General features: G+C 68.2%; 12 protein-coding genes. 7 read left to right on the top strand and 5 right to left on the bottom strand.

The features are described from left to right. Positions 1–2: 2 nt before the first annotated feature. Both glpD and glpK (LTV02_RS36480) read right to left on the bottom strand, forming a co-directional pair. Positions 3–1,715, bottom strand: coding sequence for a glycerol-3-phosphate dehydrogenase (gene glpD / locus LTV02_RS36485; RefSeq protein ID WP_233036070.1), 1,713 nt, complete (start codon positions 1,713–1,715; stop codon positions 3–5). Between the two features lie 6 nt (positions 1,716–1,721). After that, positions 1,722–3,254 carry a glycerol kinase GlpK gene (glpK, locus tag LTV02_RS36480; protein ID WP_233036069.1) on the bottom strand — a complete coding sequence of 511 codons (1,533 nt, stop codon included), beginning with the start codon at positions 3,252–3,254 and terminating at the stop codon, positions 1,722–1,724. 124 nt (positions 3,255–3,378) lie between these two features. Here glpK (LTV02_RS36480) and LTV02_RS36475 point away from each other — a divergent pair, with 124 nt between their 5' ends. Genes LTV02_RS36475 through LTV02_RS36465 form a run of 3 tightly spaced genes read left to right on the top strand, consistent with a single transcriptional unit; the run spans position 3,379 to position 6,530 of the window. Then, the gene (locus tag LTV02_RS36475) at positions 3,379–4,143 is read left to right on the top strand and encodes an IclR family transcriptional regulator (RefSeq protein ID WP_233036068.1); all 765 of its coding nucleotides are present in this window, start codon (positions 3,379–3,381) and stop codon (positions 4,141–4,143) included. 28 nt (positions 4,144–4,171) lie between these two features. Beyond that, positions 4,172–5,686 carry a glycerol kinase GlpK gene (gene glpK / locus LTV02_RS36470; protein WP_233036067.1) on the top strand — a complete coding sequence of 505 codons (1,515 nt, stop codon included), beginning with the start codon at positions 4,172–4,174 and terminating at the stop codon, positions 5,684–5,686. 34 nt (positions 5,687–5,720) lie between these two features. Further along, positions 5,721–6,530, top strand: coding sequence for a DUF72 domain-containing protein (locus LTV02_RS36465; protein WP_233036066.1), 810 nt, complete (start codon positions 5,721–5,723; stop codon positions 6,528–6,530). Positions 6,531–6,595: 65 nt separating this feature from the next. Here the strand turns inward: LTV02_RS36465 and LTV02_RS36460 are convergent, their stop codons facing one another. Further along, a complete protein-coding gene (locus LTV02_RS36460; RefSeq protein ID WP_233036065.1) occupies positions 6,596–7,099 on the bottom strand; it encodes a PaaI family thioesterase in 504 nt (167 codons plus the stop codon). A 159-nt stretch (positions 7,100–7,258) separates the two neighbouring features. On the opposite strand from LTV02_RS36460, the gene LTV02_RS36455 reads away from it, so the two are divergent. Then, positions 7,259–7,858, top strand: coding sequence for a YbhB/YbcL family Raf kinase inhibitor-like protein (locus LTV02_RS36455; RefSeq protein WP_233036064.1), 600 nt, complete (start codon positions 7,259–7,261; stop codon positions 7,856–7,858). 66 nt (positions 7,859–7,924) lie between these two features. Here LTV02_RS36455 and LTV02_RS36450 read toward each other — a convergent pair whose 3' ends face one another. Continuing rightward, positions 7,925–10,525: an ATP-dependent Clp protease ATP-binding subunit gene (locus tag LTV02_RS36450; protein ID WP_233036063.1), complete on the bottom strand. Its 2,601-nt coding sequence runs from the start codon at positions 10,523–10,525 to the stop codon at positions 7,925–7,927. A 168-nt stretch (positions 10,526–10,693) separates the two neighbouring features. Between LTV02_RS36450 and LTV02_RS36445 the strand changes: the two genes are divergently transcribed. Beyond that, entirely contained in the window at positions 10,694–11,974 is a 1,281-nt protein-coding gene (locus tag LTV02_RS36445) for a M20 metallopeptidase family protein (protein WP_233036062.1), read from the top strand. 18 nt (positions 11,975–11,992) lie between these two features. On the opposite strand, the gene LTV02_RS36440 is transcribed toward LTV02_RS36445, so the two are convergent. Further along, the gene (locus LTV02_RS36440; RefSeq protein ID WP_233036061.1) at positions 11,993–12,220 is read right to left on the bottom strand and encodes a hypothetical protein; all 228 of its coding nucleotides are present in this window, start codon (positions 12,218–12,220) and stop codon (positions 11,993–11,995) included. A gap of 264 nt (positions 12,221–12,484) precedes the next feature. On the opposite strand from LTV02_RS36440, the gene LTV02_RS36435 reads away from it, so the two are divergent. Then, positions 12,485–15,013 carry a BTAD domain-containing putative transcriptional regulator gene (locus tag LTV02_RS36435; RefSeq protein WP_233036060.1) on the top strand — a complete coding sequence of 843 codons (2,529 nt, stop codon included), beginning with the start codon at positions 12,485–12,487 and terminating at the stop codon, positions 15,011–15,013. A gap of 257 nt (positions 15,014–15,270) precedes the next feature. Then, a complete protein-coding gene (locus LTV02_RS36430) occupies positions 15,271–16,230 on the top strand; it encodes a hypothetical protein (RefSeq protein WP_233036059.1) in 960 nt (319 codons plus the stop codon). Positions 16,231–16,409: the final 179 nt, after the last annotated feature.

Below are 16,409 nucleotides of genomic sequence, written 5' to 3'. Positions count from 1 at the left end.
GATCAGCTCACGGCGACAAGACGGGCCGCGTTCGCCGCCTCGTCGTCGTTCGCCTCGTTCGCCGCGAGTTCCGCGTGCACGCGGTCGTAGTAGCGATTCGTCTCGGCGTTCGTACGATCGTCATCCCACCCGAGGTGCGGGGCGATAAGACGGGCGATCTCGGGAGCCGCCTTCAGGCCGCGGTCCGGAACCTCGATCGAGATCCGGGTACGGCGGGTAAGGAGATCGTCGAGATGCATCGCGCCCTCGTGCGTGACCGCGTAGACGGCCTCCGCGGCGATGTAATCCTCCGCACCCGGAATCGGCTGCGCGAGTTCGGGAACCGCGGCGACGAGGTCGAAGATCTCGTTCGCGAGCGAACCGTAGCGGCCGAGCAGATGCTCGACGACCGCGACCGGGACCTCCGCGCGGGCGGCGACACCGGCGAGATCGTCGAGCATGTCCTGGTAGCCGACCGCGCCGAGGATCGGCAGGTTCGCGGTCACGGACGGCGCGACATCGCTACCGAGCCGTTCCGCGGCGGCATCGATCACGTCGGAGGCCATCACCCGGTAGGTCGTGTACTTCCCGCCCGCGATCACGAAGAGGCCGGGAGCCGGTTCGGCGACCGCGTGCTCCCGCGAGAGCTTCGAGGTCTCCTTCGACGCGCCCGTCATCAGCGGCCGCAGACCGGCGTACGTGCCGACGATATCGGCGCGCGTAAGCGGTTCGCGGAGCAGGGAATTCACATGGTCGAGGATGTACTGGACATCCGCCGCGCTCGCGGTCGGATGGTTCTTGTCCAGGGTCCAGTCGGTATCCGTCGTGCCGATGATCCAGTGCTCGGCCCACGGGATCACGAAGAGCACCGACTTCTCGGTCTTCATCGCCAGGCCGGTGTCCATATTCAGGCGTTCCCGCGGCACCATGATGTGCACGCCCTTCGACATGCGCACATGGAACGGGAAGTCCACCCCGGTCATCCGGATCATGTCGTCGGTCCAGACGCCGGTCGCCGAAATCACCGTCTTCGCCCGGATGCTGTGCTCCAGACCGGTTTCCAGATCGGTCACCTTCGCGCCGACGACCCGCTCGCCTTCGCGGAGCAGGCCGGTCACCTTCGTGCGCGTGAGAACGGTCGCGCCGTGCTGGGCCGCGGTCCGGGCGACCATCATCGTATGGCGGGCATCGTCGACCTGCGCGTCGTAGTAGCGGATCGCGCCGGTCATGGCGTCTTCCTTCAGAGCGGGCGCGAGATCCAGTGCGCTGGAACGGCTCAGGTGCCGGTGCATCGGCACCGAGCGCGCGCCGCCCATCGTGTCGTAAAGGGCGATGCCCGCGCCGATGTAGAAGCGCTCGTAGTGCTTCTGGAGGGGGAAGAGGAAGGACACCGGGTGCACGAGGTGCGGGGCGAGCTTGTTCAAAAGCAGCCCGCGTTCCTTCAAAGCCTCACGCACGAGCGCGAAGTCGTACTGCTCGAGGTAGCGCAGGCCACCGTGGATGAGTTTCGAGGACCGGCTCGAGGTGCCGGCGGCGAAGTCGCGGGCCTCGACGAGGGTGACGGACAGGCCGCGCGAGGCGGCATCGAGTGCGGCGCCGGCGCCCGTCACACCTCCGCCGATGACGAGGACGTCGATCTCGGTGTCACCCAGCGAATCGATCGCGCGGGCGCGGTAGGCGGGATCCAGATGTGCGGACACGACATGCTCCTTGTTGTCGTCGGTGCGGTAAGTCATTGCGGGTCAGTCCATCTCGTCATCGTCGAGATCGACCCAGTCGAGCGTGCGCGAGACGGCCTTCAGCCAGCGCGCGTACCCGCGCTGCCGCTGCTCCTCGCTCCAGGTCGGCTGCCAGTTCTTGTCCTCGTGCCAGTTCGCCACGAGTTCGTCGGTGTTCTTCCAGAACCCGACCGCGAGTCCGGCCGCATAGGCCGCGCCGAGCGCGGTCGTCTCGGGTACGACCGGCCGCGAGACCGGGACGCCGAGGAAGTCGGCCTGGATCTGCATCGCGAGTTCGTTCGCGGTCACGCCGCCGTCCACGCGCAGGGTATCGAGCTTCACCCCGGAATCCTGCTGCATCGCCTCGACCACGTCGCGGGTCTGGTAGCAGATGGATTCGAGCGTCGCCCGGGCCAGATGGGCATTGTTCGAGAACCGGGACAGCCCGACGATCACGCCGCGCGCATCCGCCCGCCAGTAAGGGGCGAACAGACCCGAGAAGGCGGGCACGAAGTACACCCCGCCGGTGTTCGGCACCTGGCGCGCCAGATTCTCGATCTGCGCTGCGCCGGAAATGATTCCGAGCTGATCGCGCAGCCACTGCACGGCGGAGCCGGTGACCGCGATGGATCCCTCCAGGGCGTAAACCGGCTTCTCGTCGCCGAATTGGTAGGCGACCGTCGTCAGCAGTCCGTGCTTCGAGTGCACAATCTCTGTACCGGTATTCAGCATCAGGAAGTTCCCGGTGCCGTACGTGTTCTTCGCCTCACCGGGCCGGAAGCAGACCTGCCCCACGGTCGCGGCCTGCTGATCGCCGAGTACACCGGCGATTTTCACCGCACCCTTGAACGGACCGTCCGGATTCGTCGTGCCGAAGGTCTCGGGGTTCGACGAGGGGACGATCCGCGGCAGCATCGCGCGCGGCACCCCGAACACGGCGAGCAATTCCTCGTCCCAGTCCAGGGTTTCGAGATCCATCAGCATCGTCCGCGAGGCGTTCGTGGGATCGGTGACATGGACGCCGCCGTGCACGCCGCCCGTGAGATTCCAGATCAGCCAGGTGTCGGGGGTGCCGAAGAGCGCGTCGCCCTGTTCGGCGGCGGCCCGCACGCCCGGGACATTATCGAGGATCCACTTCAGCTTGCCGCCGGAGAAGTACGGGGCCGGCGGTAGTCCGGCGCGGCCGCGAATCAGTTCCGTATGCCCGGCCTTCTCGATCTCGGCGATGATGCGATCGGTGCGGGTGTCCTGCCAGACGATCGCGTTGTAGTACGGCCGCCCGGTCTTGCGGTTCCACACGATCGTGGTCTCCCGCTGATTCGTGACGCCGACCGCGGCGAGGTCTTTCGCGGTGAGGTTCGCCCCGGCGAGGGCGCTCTTGATGACGGTGCGGGTGCGCTCCCAGATCTCGTCGGGATTGTGCTCCACCCAGCCGGCCTGCGGCAGGATCTGCTCGTGCTCGAGCTGGTGGCGGGCAACCACATTCCCGCCGTGATCGAAAACCATGAAGCGGGTGCTGGTGGTGCCCTGATCAATGGCTCCGACGTACTGCGTCATCTCGGTCCTTCCCGGAAACTCGTCATTGAGTCACTACGCCCGACGTCCACGTTAGGAAGCGATCGTGATGTCGCCCAGGGTTGCCGTTCGACAATGCCGAACGGTTTGCTGATAGGTTTCCGATATGCCCGGACCGATCCAGTCGATCGAACGCGCCGCCGCTGTCCTGCGGCTGCTCGCGCGCGGCTCCGGGCGCATGGGCGTGGGCGAGATCGCCGCCGCGCTCGGCCTCGCGAAACCGACCGTGCACGGCATATTGCGCACGCTCCAGGGCGTCGGATTCGTGGATCAGGATCTGGCGAGCGGGAAGTATCAGCTCGGGTCGGCGCTGCGGGAACTCGGCGGCGGCATGCTGGATGCCAATGAGTTGCGGTCGCGTGCCATCAATCGCGCGGACGCGCTCGCGGCGCGCAGCGGGGAGTCGGTGCGGATCGCCGCGCTCGTGAACGGCGGGGTGTCCGTCGTGCACCACGTCTTCCGGCCGGACAACAGCGAGCAAGCCCTCGAGGTCGGCGAGATGCTGCCGCCGCACGCGACCGCGCTCGGAAAAGTGTTGCTGGCCTATGACTCTCAGCTGTCGGCCGCGGTGCGCGAGGCGGAGCTGCCCGCGCTCACCCATCGCACCCTCACCGATCGGGCGGCGCTCGGGCGGGCGCTCACGGAGGTCCGGCGCACCGGCTGGGCCGGGGATATCGGGGAGTACCGGGCCGGGGAGGCGGGCATCGCGGCGCCGATTCGCGGGCGCGGCGGACTGGTGGTGGGCGCGATCGGGATCACCGGGCCGATCGATCACCTCTGCGACGGGCAACTCCGCTTCCGGCCGCCGCTCGTCGTCCAGGTGCGCGATGCCGCCGCGGCGGTATCCCGTGATCTCGGTGGCGCACAATGACTTTCGCAGACGACAGGAGCGCGCGCGAATGACGCAACGGTATGTGCTGGCCATCGATCAGGGCACCACCTCCACCCGGTGCATCCTGTTCGATCAGCGCGCGCGGCTGGCCGGGGTGGCGCAGCGCGAGCAACGGCAGTACTACCCGCGACCGGGCTGGGTGGAGCAGGACGCGCTGGAGATCTGGCGGAATGTCGAGCGCATCGTGCCTGCGGCACTGCGGGATTCGGGGATCACCGCCGATCAGGTGGCGGCGATCGGCATCGCGAATCAGCGTGAGACGACCGTCGTCTGGGATCGCAATACCGGGACGCCGATCGGGCGGGCCATCGTCTGGCAGGACGTGCGCACCGAGGAACTCGTCAGCGAATTCCGGGAAAAGCCCGGGGCGGAACGTATCCGGGAACTCTGCGGCCTGCCTCTCACTACCTACTTCGCCGCACCGCGCCTGCGCTGGCTGCTCGATTCGGTGCCCGGGCTGCGGGCGCGGGCCGAACGCGGCGAGGTGCTGTTCGGGACCATGGAGACCTGGCTGATCTGGAATCTCACCGGCGGGGCCGATCACGGCGTGCACGTCACCGACGTCACGAATGCCGGGCGCACGCTGCTCATGAATCTCGAAACCCTGGACTGGGACTCCGAACTGCTGCGCTTCTTCGATATCCCGGCCGCCATGCTGCCACGCATCGAACCGTCCACCGGGGACTTCGGGATAGCGCGCAAGGCGGTGCCGGGCGTGCGGATCGCGGCGGCGCTGGGGGATCAGCACGCGGCGCTGTTCGGGCAGACCTGTTTCGCGCCCGGGGAGACCGAATGCACCTACGGCACAGGCGGATTCCTGCTCATGAACACCGGGCGGGAGCTGGTGCGCTCCAAGCACGGGCTGCTCACCACCATCGGATATCAGGTGGGCTCGGAGCCGGTGTACGCCCTCGAAGGGCCGATCGCGGTCACCGGGTCGCTCGTGCAGTGGCTGCGCGACAATATCGGACTCATCGCGAGCGCGCCGGAGATCGAAACCCTCGCGGGCACAGTCGAAGACAATGGCGGATGCTATCTCGTGCCCGCCTTCTCCGGGCTGTACGCGCCGCACTGGCGCAGTGACGCGCGCGGTCTGCTCATCGGGCTCACGTCGTATATCACCAAGGGGCACATCGCCAGAGCGGTGCTGGAGGCCACCGCCTGGCAGACCCGGGACGTGGTCGAGGCCATGAACGCCGACTCCGGATTGCACGCCGAGGCGCTGCGCGTGGCGGGCGGTATGACGTCGGACAACCTGCTCATGCAGATCATCGCCGACGTGCTCGACATACCGGTCATGCGCCCGATAGTCGCCGAAACCGTTTCCCTCGGAGCGGCTTACGCGGCGGGGCTCGCGGTCGGTTACTGGCCGGATCTGGAAGGTCTGCGGCACAACTGGCGAGTCGCCGCGCAGTGGACGCCGCGCATGGATCCGACACTGCGTGCCGAGGAGTACGACAATTGGCGCCGAGCCGTGGAGCTTACCTTCGGTTGGCTGCGGCCCAAGAAGTCCTTGACCTAACGTGGCAGGTATGCGGCTGCACGTGGGATGCGCAATGTGGACACACCCGGAATGGCAGGAAAAGCCGCTACCCCCGGCCGAGCGCCTGCGCGCCTACTCCTCCTGGTGCAATGCCGTCGAAGGCAACACCACCTTCTACGCGACTCCGCAGCGCCGCACCGTCGAGTCCTGGTCCCGCCAAACCGATCCCGACTTCCGCTTCGTCATGAAGCTGCCCCGCACCGTCACCCACGACCGCCGCCTCTCCGGCATCGACGACGATATGAACAGCTTCCTCGACGCGATCGCGCCCCTCGGCCGCCGCCTGCACGCCCTCTGGATTCAGCTGCCGGCGTCGTTCACCGACCTGCGCGCGCTGTCGAACCTGCTCGAGGGGCTGCCATCGCACTACCGGACGGCTGTCGAAGTCCGCCATCCCGCTTTCTTCGAAAACCCCAGAGCCATAGCTCAATTGGAAGCGCTGCTGGAACATACCGGCTCGGAATGGATTCCGTTCGACACCACCGTCCTCTTCGCGACGCCGCCCGTCAGCCCCGCCGAACAAGAGGCCTACGCGAAGAAACCGCGAGTCCCGCGCCGCACGAAGGCCCTCACCGAATACCCGATCGTCCGCTACCACGGCCGCGACGACGCCGCGACGACCATCGCCGGCTGGCAGCCCTGGGTCCACACGACAGCCGCCTGGCTCCGCGAAGGCCGCTCCCCGACCGTCTTCATCCACACCCCCGACAACGCCCAAGCCCGCACCCTCTCCCGCCGCTTCCACGACGAGGTCCGAGCCCTCGTCCCCGCGCTAGCTCCCCTCCCCCACCCGATCCCCACCGACCCACCCACCCTGTTCTGATAGTCGAGCGGCACACCACCGAGGGGATTTGCCCGATTCGAGCGCGCTGGTGTGCCACTCGACTGTTAGACGCCGACGCTGGGCAGTTCGCCGGGGGTGGCGCCGAACTGGAGGAAGTGGGCGGGGGGTACTTCGATGAAGAGGGCGTCGGCGGAGGCTATCGGGGATTCGTCGTCGGTGATGGCGGCGTGGATGAAGAGTTTTCGGCCGGCTCGGGCGACCAGGTGGGAAGTGACTTGGAGTTCTCGGTGGATGCGGGCGGGGGCGGTGTAGGTGACGTCTAGTTTCGCGGTTACGGCGGGGAGTTGGAGGGGGACGAGGACGGCGCCGGAGGCTTCGTCGAGGGCGGCGGCGAGGATGCCGCCGTGGGCTACGCCGGGGGCGCCCTGATGGCGGAGATCTAGGGTGAAGGTTCCTTTTACCAGGTTTCCTTGGCGCTGGAAGGTGATTCGGGGGGATGCGGGGTTCGCGGGGCCGCAGCCGAAGCAGCCGGGGTGGTGAGGCGGGAATGGGCCCTCGGCGAAGCGGTCACCTAGGGGTAGGGGCTGCGGGGCGGGGGCGTCGGTCATTTACGGAAGTTAACGCGGGTTCGGGATTAATGACAAGGGACTAGGCTTCGGGTTACTTCGCCTTGCGTCTCATATATTAGGAAAGTGGTTTCATATCTTGGAACCGCTCTGCTTCAATGATGCCCACGCAAGGGAGCAAGAGAGCTGTTGGAGGACGTCATGAAGCGCACTGCAGGATCCATCGCCGCGGTTATCGGGGCGGCGGTCGTGGCGGTCGGGACCGGCGGGTGTGGCGCCGAGAGTGGCGACGCCGGAGCTTCGGGCGTGAACGTGCGGTCCGGGATTCCGGATACCGCCGCGCGATTCGAGGTCCGTAGTGCCGATATCGGTGCCGGGGAGGCGATTCCGCGGGGGTTCTGGGCGAATGCGTTCGGGTGCAGCGAGGCCGGGCGGGCGCCGCGGATCGAATGGTCGGGGGTTCCGGAGGGGGCGCGGAGCTTCGCGGTGACGATGTTCGATCGGGATGCGCCGACGGGGAGCGGGTTCTGGCATTGGCTGAACTGGGATATTCCGGTGCAGGCGAGGGAGTTCGGGGGCGGGGCGGTCGGTGTCGCGGGGACGAACGATGCCGGGGCGACCGGGTATCTGGGGCCCTGCCCGCCGGCCGGGGATAGGGCGCACGAGTACGTGATCACGGTCGTCGCGCTGGATACGGCGAGCCTGGAGTTGCCGGCGAGTACGCCGCCCGCCGTGGCGACGTTCACGATGAACAGTCACGTGATCGGGTACGGGCAGTTGACGGCTCGTGCGCGGCGGTAGCGGGAGAAGGGAAGAGAAGGAGCAGCGCCGCGTCGGGATCCGATGCGGCGCTGCGGCTTTCCGGGGTCAGTTCTTCGTGGAGGCCTTGCCCTTCGAGCTCTTGCCGGTGGCCTTCCCGTTCCCGTTCCCGTTCGCGTGCTCGGACTTCGAGCCCTTACCGGACTTCGGGACGGAGAGGATAGATTCCTCCTCGATCTTCGCGTCGGTCTTCTGCCCGCCGGTGTGATGGATCGCCTCGATCTCGAGACCGTTCTCGTCCGCGTCGATGCGGACCGTGTCGCCCGGAGCGAGAGCGCCGTCGAGGATCTTCTTCGAGAGCGCATTATCGAGCTGCTTCTGCACGGTGCGCTTGAGCGGGCGCGCACCGAATTCCGGCTGGTAGCCGTTCTCGGCGAGCCAGTCCATCGCCTTGTCCGAGACGTCGAGTTCGATGTCCTGAGCGCGCAGCCGGCGGCGCGTCCCGTCGAGGACGAGGTTCACGATATTCCGGAGCTGGGCCTGGTCGAGACGATGGAAGATGATCTGCTCGTCGAGGCGGTTCAGGAATTCGGGCCGGAAGTGCTGGCGGAGACGCTCTTCCAGGAGGGGGGTGATCGAGTCGAGGTCGCCGTCCTTCGCGGAGAGGATCAGATCCGACCCGATATTGCTCGTGAGAATGACGATCGTGTTCTTGAAATCGACGGTGCGGCCCTTCGAATCGCTGACGCGGCCGTCGTCGAGGAGCTGGAGGAGAACATTGAAGACGTCGGGGTGCGCCTTCTCGACCTCGTCGAAGAGGATGACGGAGTACGGCTGCCGGCGGACCTTGTCGGTCAGCTGGGCGGCGTCGTCGTAGCCGACGTATCCGGGCGGCGCGCCGACGAGACGGGAGACCGTGTGCTTCTCCTGGAATTCGCTCATGTCGAAGCGGATGAGGCGATCCTCGTCGCCGAATACCTGCTCCGCGAGGGCTTTCGCGAGTTCGGTCTTGCCGACGCCGGTCGGGCCGAGGAAGAGGAAGGAGCCGATCGGACGGTTCGGGTCCTTCATGCCGGCGCGGGCGCGGCGGACCGCCTCGGAGACCGCGACGATCGCCTCCTCCTGGCCGATGACCCGCTTATGCAGCGCCTCTTCGAGTTTCAGCAGCTTCTGCCGTTCCTCGGTGGTGAGATCGGCGACCGGGATGCCGGTCTGGCGCGAGACGACCTCGGCGATATCGGTGACCTCGACGGTCGGGATGGAGGTGCGATCGAACTCGTCCTCGGTCTGCTGCTCGAGCTTCCCGATCTGCGCCTTGAGCTTGTTCGCCTTCTCGTAGTCCTCGCCCGCGACCGCGGCGTCCTTCTCCCGGTTCAGGCGGCGTAGCTCCTCGTCGAGTTCGCGCACCTTCGGATCCGGTGTGCGCGTGCGTAGTCGGACCCGCGCGCCCGCCTGGTCGACGAGATCGATCGCCTTGTCCGGCATGAAACGGTCGGTGAGGTAGCGGTCGGAGAGTTCGGCGGCGGCGATGAGCGCCTCGTCGAGATAGCGCACCTGATGGTGTTCCTCGTACACGTCGACGAGCCCGCGCAGGATCTCGATGGTGTCCGCGACCGACGGCTCACTGACGAGAACCGGCTGGAAGCGGCGTTCGAGCGCGGCGTCCTTCTCGATGTACTTGCGGTATTCGTCGATCGTGGTCGCGCCGATCGCGTGCAGTTCGCCGCGGGCGAGCGCGGGCTTGAGCATATTCCCGGCGTCCATGGATCCCTCGCCACCGCCGCCCGCGCCGACGATCGTGTGCAGTTCGTCGATGAAGATCACGAGTTCGTCGGAGTGCGCACGGACTTCGTCGAGCACCTTCGTGAGCCGCTCCTCGAATTCGCCCCGGTACTTGCTACCGGCGACCATGGAACTCACGTCCAGGGCGACGACTCGGCGGTCGGCGAGCGTCGCGGGCACATCCCCGTTCACGATCCGCTGCGCGAGACCCTCGACGATGGCGGTCTTTCCGACGCCCGGATCGCCGATGAGCACCGGATTGTTCTTGCGCCGCCGGGAGAGGATCTCGATCGTCTGCTCGATCTCCGCGGCCCGGCCGACGACGGGATCGACCCGGCCCGCCCGGGCTTCGGCGGTGAGGTCGCGGCCGTACTCGTCCAGGGTCGGGGTCTCGCTCGGCGGTTTCGGCGCGTTCGGGGCGCTACTCGCGGGCATCTTCGCGCCCGCGAGGGCCTGCGCCGCGGGGCTGTCGGTGGCGGCGATGCCGAGGAGGATGTGCTCCGGTCCGATATAGCTGCTGCCCGCCTCGGCGGCGCTCCGCTGCGAATTCCGCAGGGCGAGCTTCGCGGCGGGGCTGAGGGCGAGGGCGTGATCGCCGCCGTGCGCGCCGACGCCGCTGCCGGCGGCCGCGCGCATCGTCTCGCGCAATTGCTTCGGGTCCCGGCCGATCTCGGCGATGATGCTCTTCGCCGGTTCGATGTCCGCGGCCGCGTAGAGCAGGTGCTCGGGGGTGATCTCGGCGCTCCCCCAGTCGTGCGCCGCCTGCCGCGCACCGTCCACCACCTGTTTCGAGCTTTCACTCAGCAAACGACTCAGATCGATCCGCTGTACCGGTGGCTGCCGGGACATCCCGGAGCTGAAGAAGCGATTGAAGATGTCGTCGAACGAGTCGAACGATCCCATCGAACCTGGCCAACCCTGAGTCATGATCACCTCGTGGCATCGGGTGGCGCGTCGACCTCCTCGGTCGAAGAGTGTGCCGGCGCGTCAGCTAACGGATGGCGAACTCGACTCTCACAGTAGTAGCCTCACCGAGGACGGCAATACGCTGTGACGAGTTTGTGTTCGGACATCGGACCGACCGGACGGAGCCGGATGAGCGCCAGTTACGACGAACTCGACTCCCGGGCACAGGCGACAGCCGCGCAGGTCGTGCGGTGGCGGCGGCATCTGCACCAGCACCCGGAACTGTCCAATCGCGAAGTGAATACCGCGGCCCTGATCGCGAACGAGCTGACCTCGCTCGGTCTCGACGAAGTGCGTAGGGGGGTTGCCGGGTACGGGGTGGTGGGCGTGCTGCGGGGCGGCCTGCCCGGCGATCGGGTGATCGCGCTGCGCGCCGATATCGACGCGCTGCCGGTGCCGGACCTGTGCGGCGTGCCGTTCGCCTCGCACGTGGTGGATCAGAACTATCCGGGCGGGCCGTTCCCGGTATCGCACGCCTGCGGGCACGACTGCCATACCGCGATGCTCCTGGGCGCGGCGACCGTGCTCGCCGGGATGCGCGAGAAACTACCGGGGACAGTGCTTTTCGTCTTCCAGCCCGCCGAGGAAGGGCCGCCGGTCGACGAAAAGGGCGGGGCGCGAGAGATGCTCGCCGAGGGCGCGCTCGACGACCCGGAGCCGACGATGGCGTTCGGCTTCCACGTCACGCCGTATCCGAAGGGGTACATCGGGTATCGGGTCGGCAATCAGTTCGGCGCGTCCTGCCTGATCAAGATCGGCATCACCGGGCAGCAGGTGCACGGGTCCACGCCGTGGATGGGTATCGATCCGCTGCCCGCGGCGGGCGCGATCCTTACCGGCATCGGGCAGATCTACCGGCAGGTGAGCGCCTTCGATCCGGTGACGGTGAGCATCGGGCATGTCGAGGACGTCGGGCGGTTCAATATCATCGGGCAGAGCGTGACGCTCTGGGGCACGATCCGCTGCTCGATGGAAGCCGATATGGGCGAGGTGCAGAAGCGGGTGCGGACGCTCGCCGAACATTCCGCGCAGGCCTATAACTGTTCGGCCACCGTGGAATTCCTGCAGGACGTGCCCGCGGTGCACAACGAGCAGGCGTGGACGGACGCCGCCCTGCCGACCTTCCGGCGGGTGGCCGGGGACGAGCGGGTAGTGCCGACCGGGGCGACGCTCGGGTACGACGATGTGTCCGAATTCGTGAACAAGTACGGCGGGCTGTATGTGACGCTCGGGGTGCAGGACGCGGAATTGAACGCCGAGGGGATGCCGGTGCCGGTCGCGGGCGGGCGCGGGCTGTTCATGAACCACAATCCGCACTTCTACGCCGATGACGACACCCTCGTCACGGGGGTGCGCTTGCACGCGCAGGTGGCCTACGACCACCTCACCGGGGTGATCGTCCCGAAATAGCCGGTGCGGCGGGAGGTGTCAGTTGCCCGCTCCCACCGGGGCGAACGGCGCGTAGTCGCGCACGTGGCCGTCGGTCCAATCCCATAGCGACAGCGGGTCGACGGCGACGCCGCGCTGCAGCACTAAGCGCCAGCCGCGCGACTGTTTCTCCCAGATGTCGCCGTCGCGATCCAGATAGAAGCCGGCGTGATCCGGTTCGACTCCGGTTTCACCGATTCCGCGCGGGAAATCCGATTGCTGGGACATGCCAACCGCCCTTCGCTCAGGTTGCTTCCACTCGGAAGTGTCGCGCACGGCTCTTCCGGTTGACTTCCGGCCGAGTTGTGCGACGATCGTCACTGCTTAGCCATGCGAATAGAATTCTTTAGCACGGGTTTTCGGGCGCCGGCGTGCCGGTCCGTAACTATTCGACAACTGTTTAGCAACCTTTTGGCATCTCGAGGTTTTTGCGAGATAGTGCTCTTCTTGTGGCGAACGTCCGGTTTGCTTTTGGGGCGTAGGAGGGCGCGAATGACCGGAGCGGAACTACGGGTGCTCGGCCCCCTGCTCCTGTCGGTCGGCGGGCGGGACGTGCCGCTCGGAACTCCCATGCAGCGATCCGTACTCGGCCGGCTCATCGTCGCCCGAGGTCAGGCGGTTTCCACCGAACGCCTCATCGACGACCTCTGGGAGGGCCGGCCGCCCGCGAAAGCCGCTTCGGTACTGCAGGTGCATATTCACAATCTGCGGCGGCTGTTCGAACCGGATCGCCCGCGCCGGGCGCCGGCCCGCTATATCGTGTCCGAATCGTCCGGATATGCCTTGAAAATGGCGGAGCACGCGGTCGATGCCTGGGCCTTCGAGGAGCGGCTGCGAAACTATCAGGAAATCGTCGGCAATCCGCGGGAAATTCCGGATCCGGCGGTGCGCAGCGGAATGCTGGAAAATGTGCTCGCGCAATGGCACGGGCCCGCGCTGGAAGCGTTCGCGGAATCCGAATGGGCTGCGGCCGAGGCGAATCGGCTCACCGAACTGCATCTCACCGCCGTCGAACTCGACGCCCAGGCCAAACTCGAACTGGGCCGCGCCGGGGAGGTGGCACTCGCGCTGCGGCCGTTGTTCGAGGCGCATCCGGGGCGCGAGGAGCTGGTGCGGCTGCTGGCGTCGGCGCAGTACCGGCTGGGCCAGCAGCTGGAGGCGCTCACCACGATCCGGCGGGCACGAGAATTCCTGAGCGGGGAATACGGGATCGATCCGGGTATCGCGTTGCGGCAGTTGGAGATCGCGATACTGAATCAGGCCGTCGATTCGGAGCCCCGGGTGGGCGATGCCGGAAGCCCGGCGCCGCACCGGTATTCGACGGCTCGGCCCGGCGGGCTGTCGGGCTATGCGGCCGAGCTGTCGGAACTGCTGCGGATCGCCGACGGGGTGGGCGGTGGGATCCAGGCCGAGCGCGGCGGGCGCTTACGGCTGGCGTGGATCACCGGCGAGACCGGGATCGGCAAGTCGACGCTGGCCGAGAGCGTGCTCGGCGCGCTCACCGCCGCGGGCTGGACGGCCGCGACCGGGAGCTGTCCCGAGATCGAGGGCGCGCCGGCGGCCTGGGCCTGGTCGGAAATCCTGAGCCGGCTGGACGCGGTCACCGCCGAAGCCGACGCGCCGAGCGCCGACGATCCGTTCACGATGTCGCGCACCCTCGCGCAACGATGTAGGCGCGCGGCCGCTTCCGGGCCGGTGGTGTTGCTGCTCGAGGATGTGCAGCGCGCGGACACGGCGACCCTGCAGGTGCTGCGGCAGGTGGTGAGCTGGCTGCGCGACGAGGCCGTCCTGGTGCTGGCGACGCTGCGGCGCTCGGAAGCCGAGCCGCAGGTGCACACCACCGCCGCCGCCCTCGCCCCGCAGACCGCGGCCTGGGTGGAGCTGGGCGGGCTGGATCTGGCGGCGACGCGCGGCGCGCTGGCGGCGGCGGGGGTGGAGCCGGTGGGCGAGGAACTGCTGGCGCAATTGCATCAGCGGGCGGGCGGGAATCCGCTGTTCGTCCGGGAGCTGGCGAAACTGGTTGCGGTGCAGGGGAATACCGATCAGGTACCGGATTCGATCCGGGAGATCGTGAATACCCGGATCGGGCGGTTGCCGGCGGGCGTGGCCGAAGTGCTGCAACATATCTCGATCTGGGGGCAGGGGGTGGAGCTCGGGATCCTCAGCCTGGACATGGGACTGAGCGAAGAGGAGCTGATCGACCTGCTCGCCGCCGCGGAGGACGCGGGACTGGTCAGCACGCGCCGCAACGGCGGCATCACCTTCGAGCACAGCCTGCTGCGCGACACCGTCTACCTCGGCATACCCGCCCTGCGGCGCGGCCGGATGCATTGGGCCGCACTGGAACTGCTGGAAGCGAACGCGCACGCCTATCCCGCCGCCCGGGATTCCGAGGTGCTGGCCCGGCACGCGCTGCTCGGCGCCAGCTCCGAAACCGCCGGGCACGCCATCGAATACGTGAACGACGCGGCGCGGCGCCGGATGCGCCGCCGTATGCGGCACGAGACGGTGCGCCTGGCCCGCGCCGCCGTCGAACTCCATGAACTCGCCGGTCACGACGGCGAGCACGCCGACCGCGCCGACCGCCGCGCCCTGCTCGACGCCCGCTGCGCCCTGGTCGCCGCCTACGCCTACGACAATCACCACCGCGAGGCCCGCGCCGAACGCCGGCGCGCCCTCGACCTCGCCGAACGCCTCGATGACCCGGCCCTGCGCGCCCAGGCCCTCACCTGCTGGCGCGCACCCGTCATCTGGCCGATCCGCGAATGGAAGCGCCCCGACAACCGAATACGCCAGGCCCTCTCCAGCGCGCTCGCCCGCTACGGCCTGCCGCGCAGCGCTCTCCCCACCGGGCGGCCCGCCGCAACGGCTACCGGCCGGCCGACAGCGCCCGGGACCGGACCGGCCGCCATTCGGACGGGACCGGAATCGCCACGGGCCCTGCGGGATCCGAGCCAGGACCCGGATGGGCCACGCCCCCGGGGGCCGGAGAGCGCACGGCTCGGTCGGCACCGGACGTGACAGCGGACCGTACCGGCCGCACCGCTCGGCCGGTCTCGGATGCGACAGCGAGCCACCGGGACTTCGCGGCTCGGCCGGTGTCCGACGGCGCAGCGGGGCATACGGACTCCGAAACTCGGGCGGCTGCGTCGCCGGGGCGAGGCGGGACAGCGGGGGCGAACGGATTCGCGGCACCATCGGGGCGGGAAGGGACCGCGGGGGCGAGCGGGTTCGCGGTCCTGTCCGAGCGGACGGCGACAGCCGGGTCGACGCGGACCTTGATCCAGCTGCTGATCGCGGCGACGTTCGAGACGGGGGTTTACGAGTACGAGCTGCGGCAGCGGCTGGCGCGGTCGGCGCTGGCGGTGGCGCGGAAATTGGGCGAAGCCGAAGAGATCTGTGCGGCGATCAATGCGGTGACGTATCTGGAATTCGATTGCGGGCCCGAGTTCTTGGCACTGGCGGACGAGCTGGAAGGGCTGGCGACCGAGGCGGGGCTGGCCGAATACCGGGCGGTGGCGCACGATCTGGGGTATCGGGCGGCGGTGGCGCGAGCCGATCTGCGCGAGGCGGGGCGGCAGGCGGGACTGGCGGTGGAATTCGCGGACGAGGGGCAGTTGCGGGCGCTGCTGGATCGGGTGAGCTGTTTCGCGGCGACCACCGAGCTGCTGCGCGGGGATATCGATGCGGCGGAACGGCTCTACGCGCAGTACGGGGAGCGGATCACCAAGGCGCAGACCATGAACGACCGGGAATCGGAGCTGTTCTGCGCCATCGCGGTGGGGTGGGCGCGCGGGGATCTGGCGGAGCTGGCGGGGCCGATCGCCGAGACCTATCCGGTGCTGCCGAACGCGGTGACGCAGGCGTACGTGCTGGCGCTGCTGGACGCGGGTGAACCGGAGCGGGCGCGGGCGGTGTTCGAGGCCTCCGACCCGATCGGGACCGGGCTGTATCCGGTCCTGGCCTCGGCGCTGCGGGCGCGGGCGGCGCTGGCGTTCGGGGACACGGCCGCGATCCGCGAGCTGTACCACTATCTTTCGCCGCACACCGGCACCATCGCCGGGATCGAGACCGGGATGACGGCCTTCGGTCCGATGGACGCCGTCCTCGCCGAACTGGCCGCGGCACTCGGGGACGGCGCGGCCGCCGAGAACCATCGCGCTCGCGCCCGGCAGCTGCTGGAACGCATCCGCGCCGAACTGCCGCCGCGCGGCGCGCCGCTTCCGCACGCGGCCTGAGCGCCGGTTCCGGAAAGCCGCGGGCATTCGCGAATAGTTCCGGCCGATCCACACAAATCGACCAGCCATCGGTACTCCGCCGGTAGTGAAATGGGCTGGTCCGATGGGGTGCGGGCGGTATTCCGGACAGAAAAACGGGCGCGGCCGACCGATGGTCGCCCGCGCCCGGAATTTCCGCC

The sequence above is a fragment of the Nocardia yamanashiensis genome (assembly GCF_021183565.1).
In the GTDB taxonomy this organism is placed as follows: Bacteria; Actinomycetota; Actinomycetes; order Mycobacteriales; family Mycobacteriaceae; genus Nocardia; species Nocardia yamanashiensis.
The sequence above is the reverse complement of the archived record's forward strand: the minus strand, read 5'-3'. Positions and strand labels throughout refer to the sequence as shown.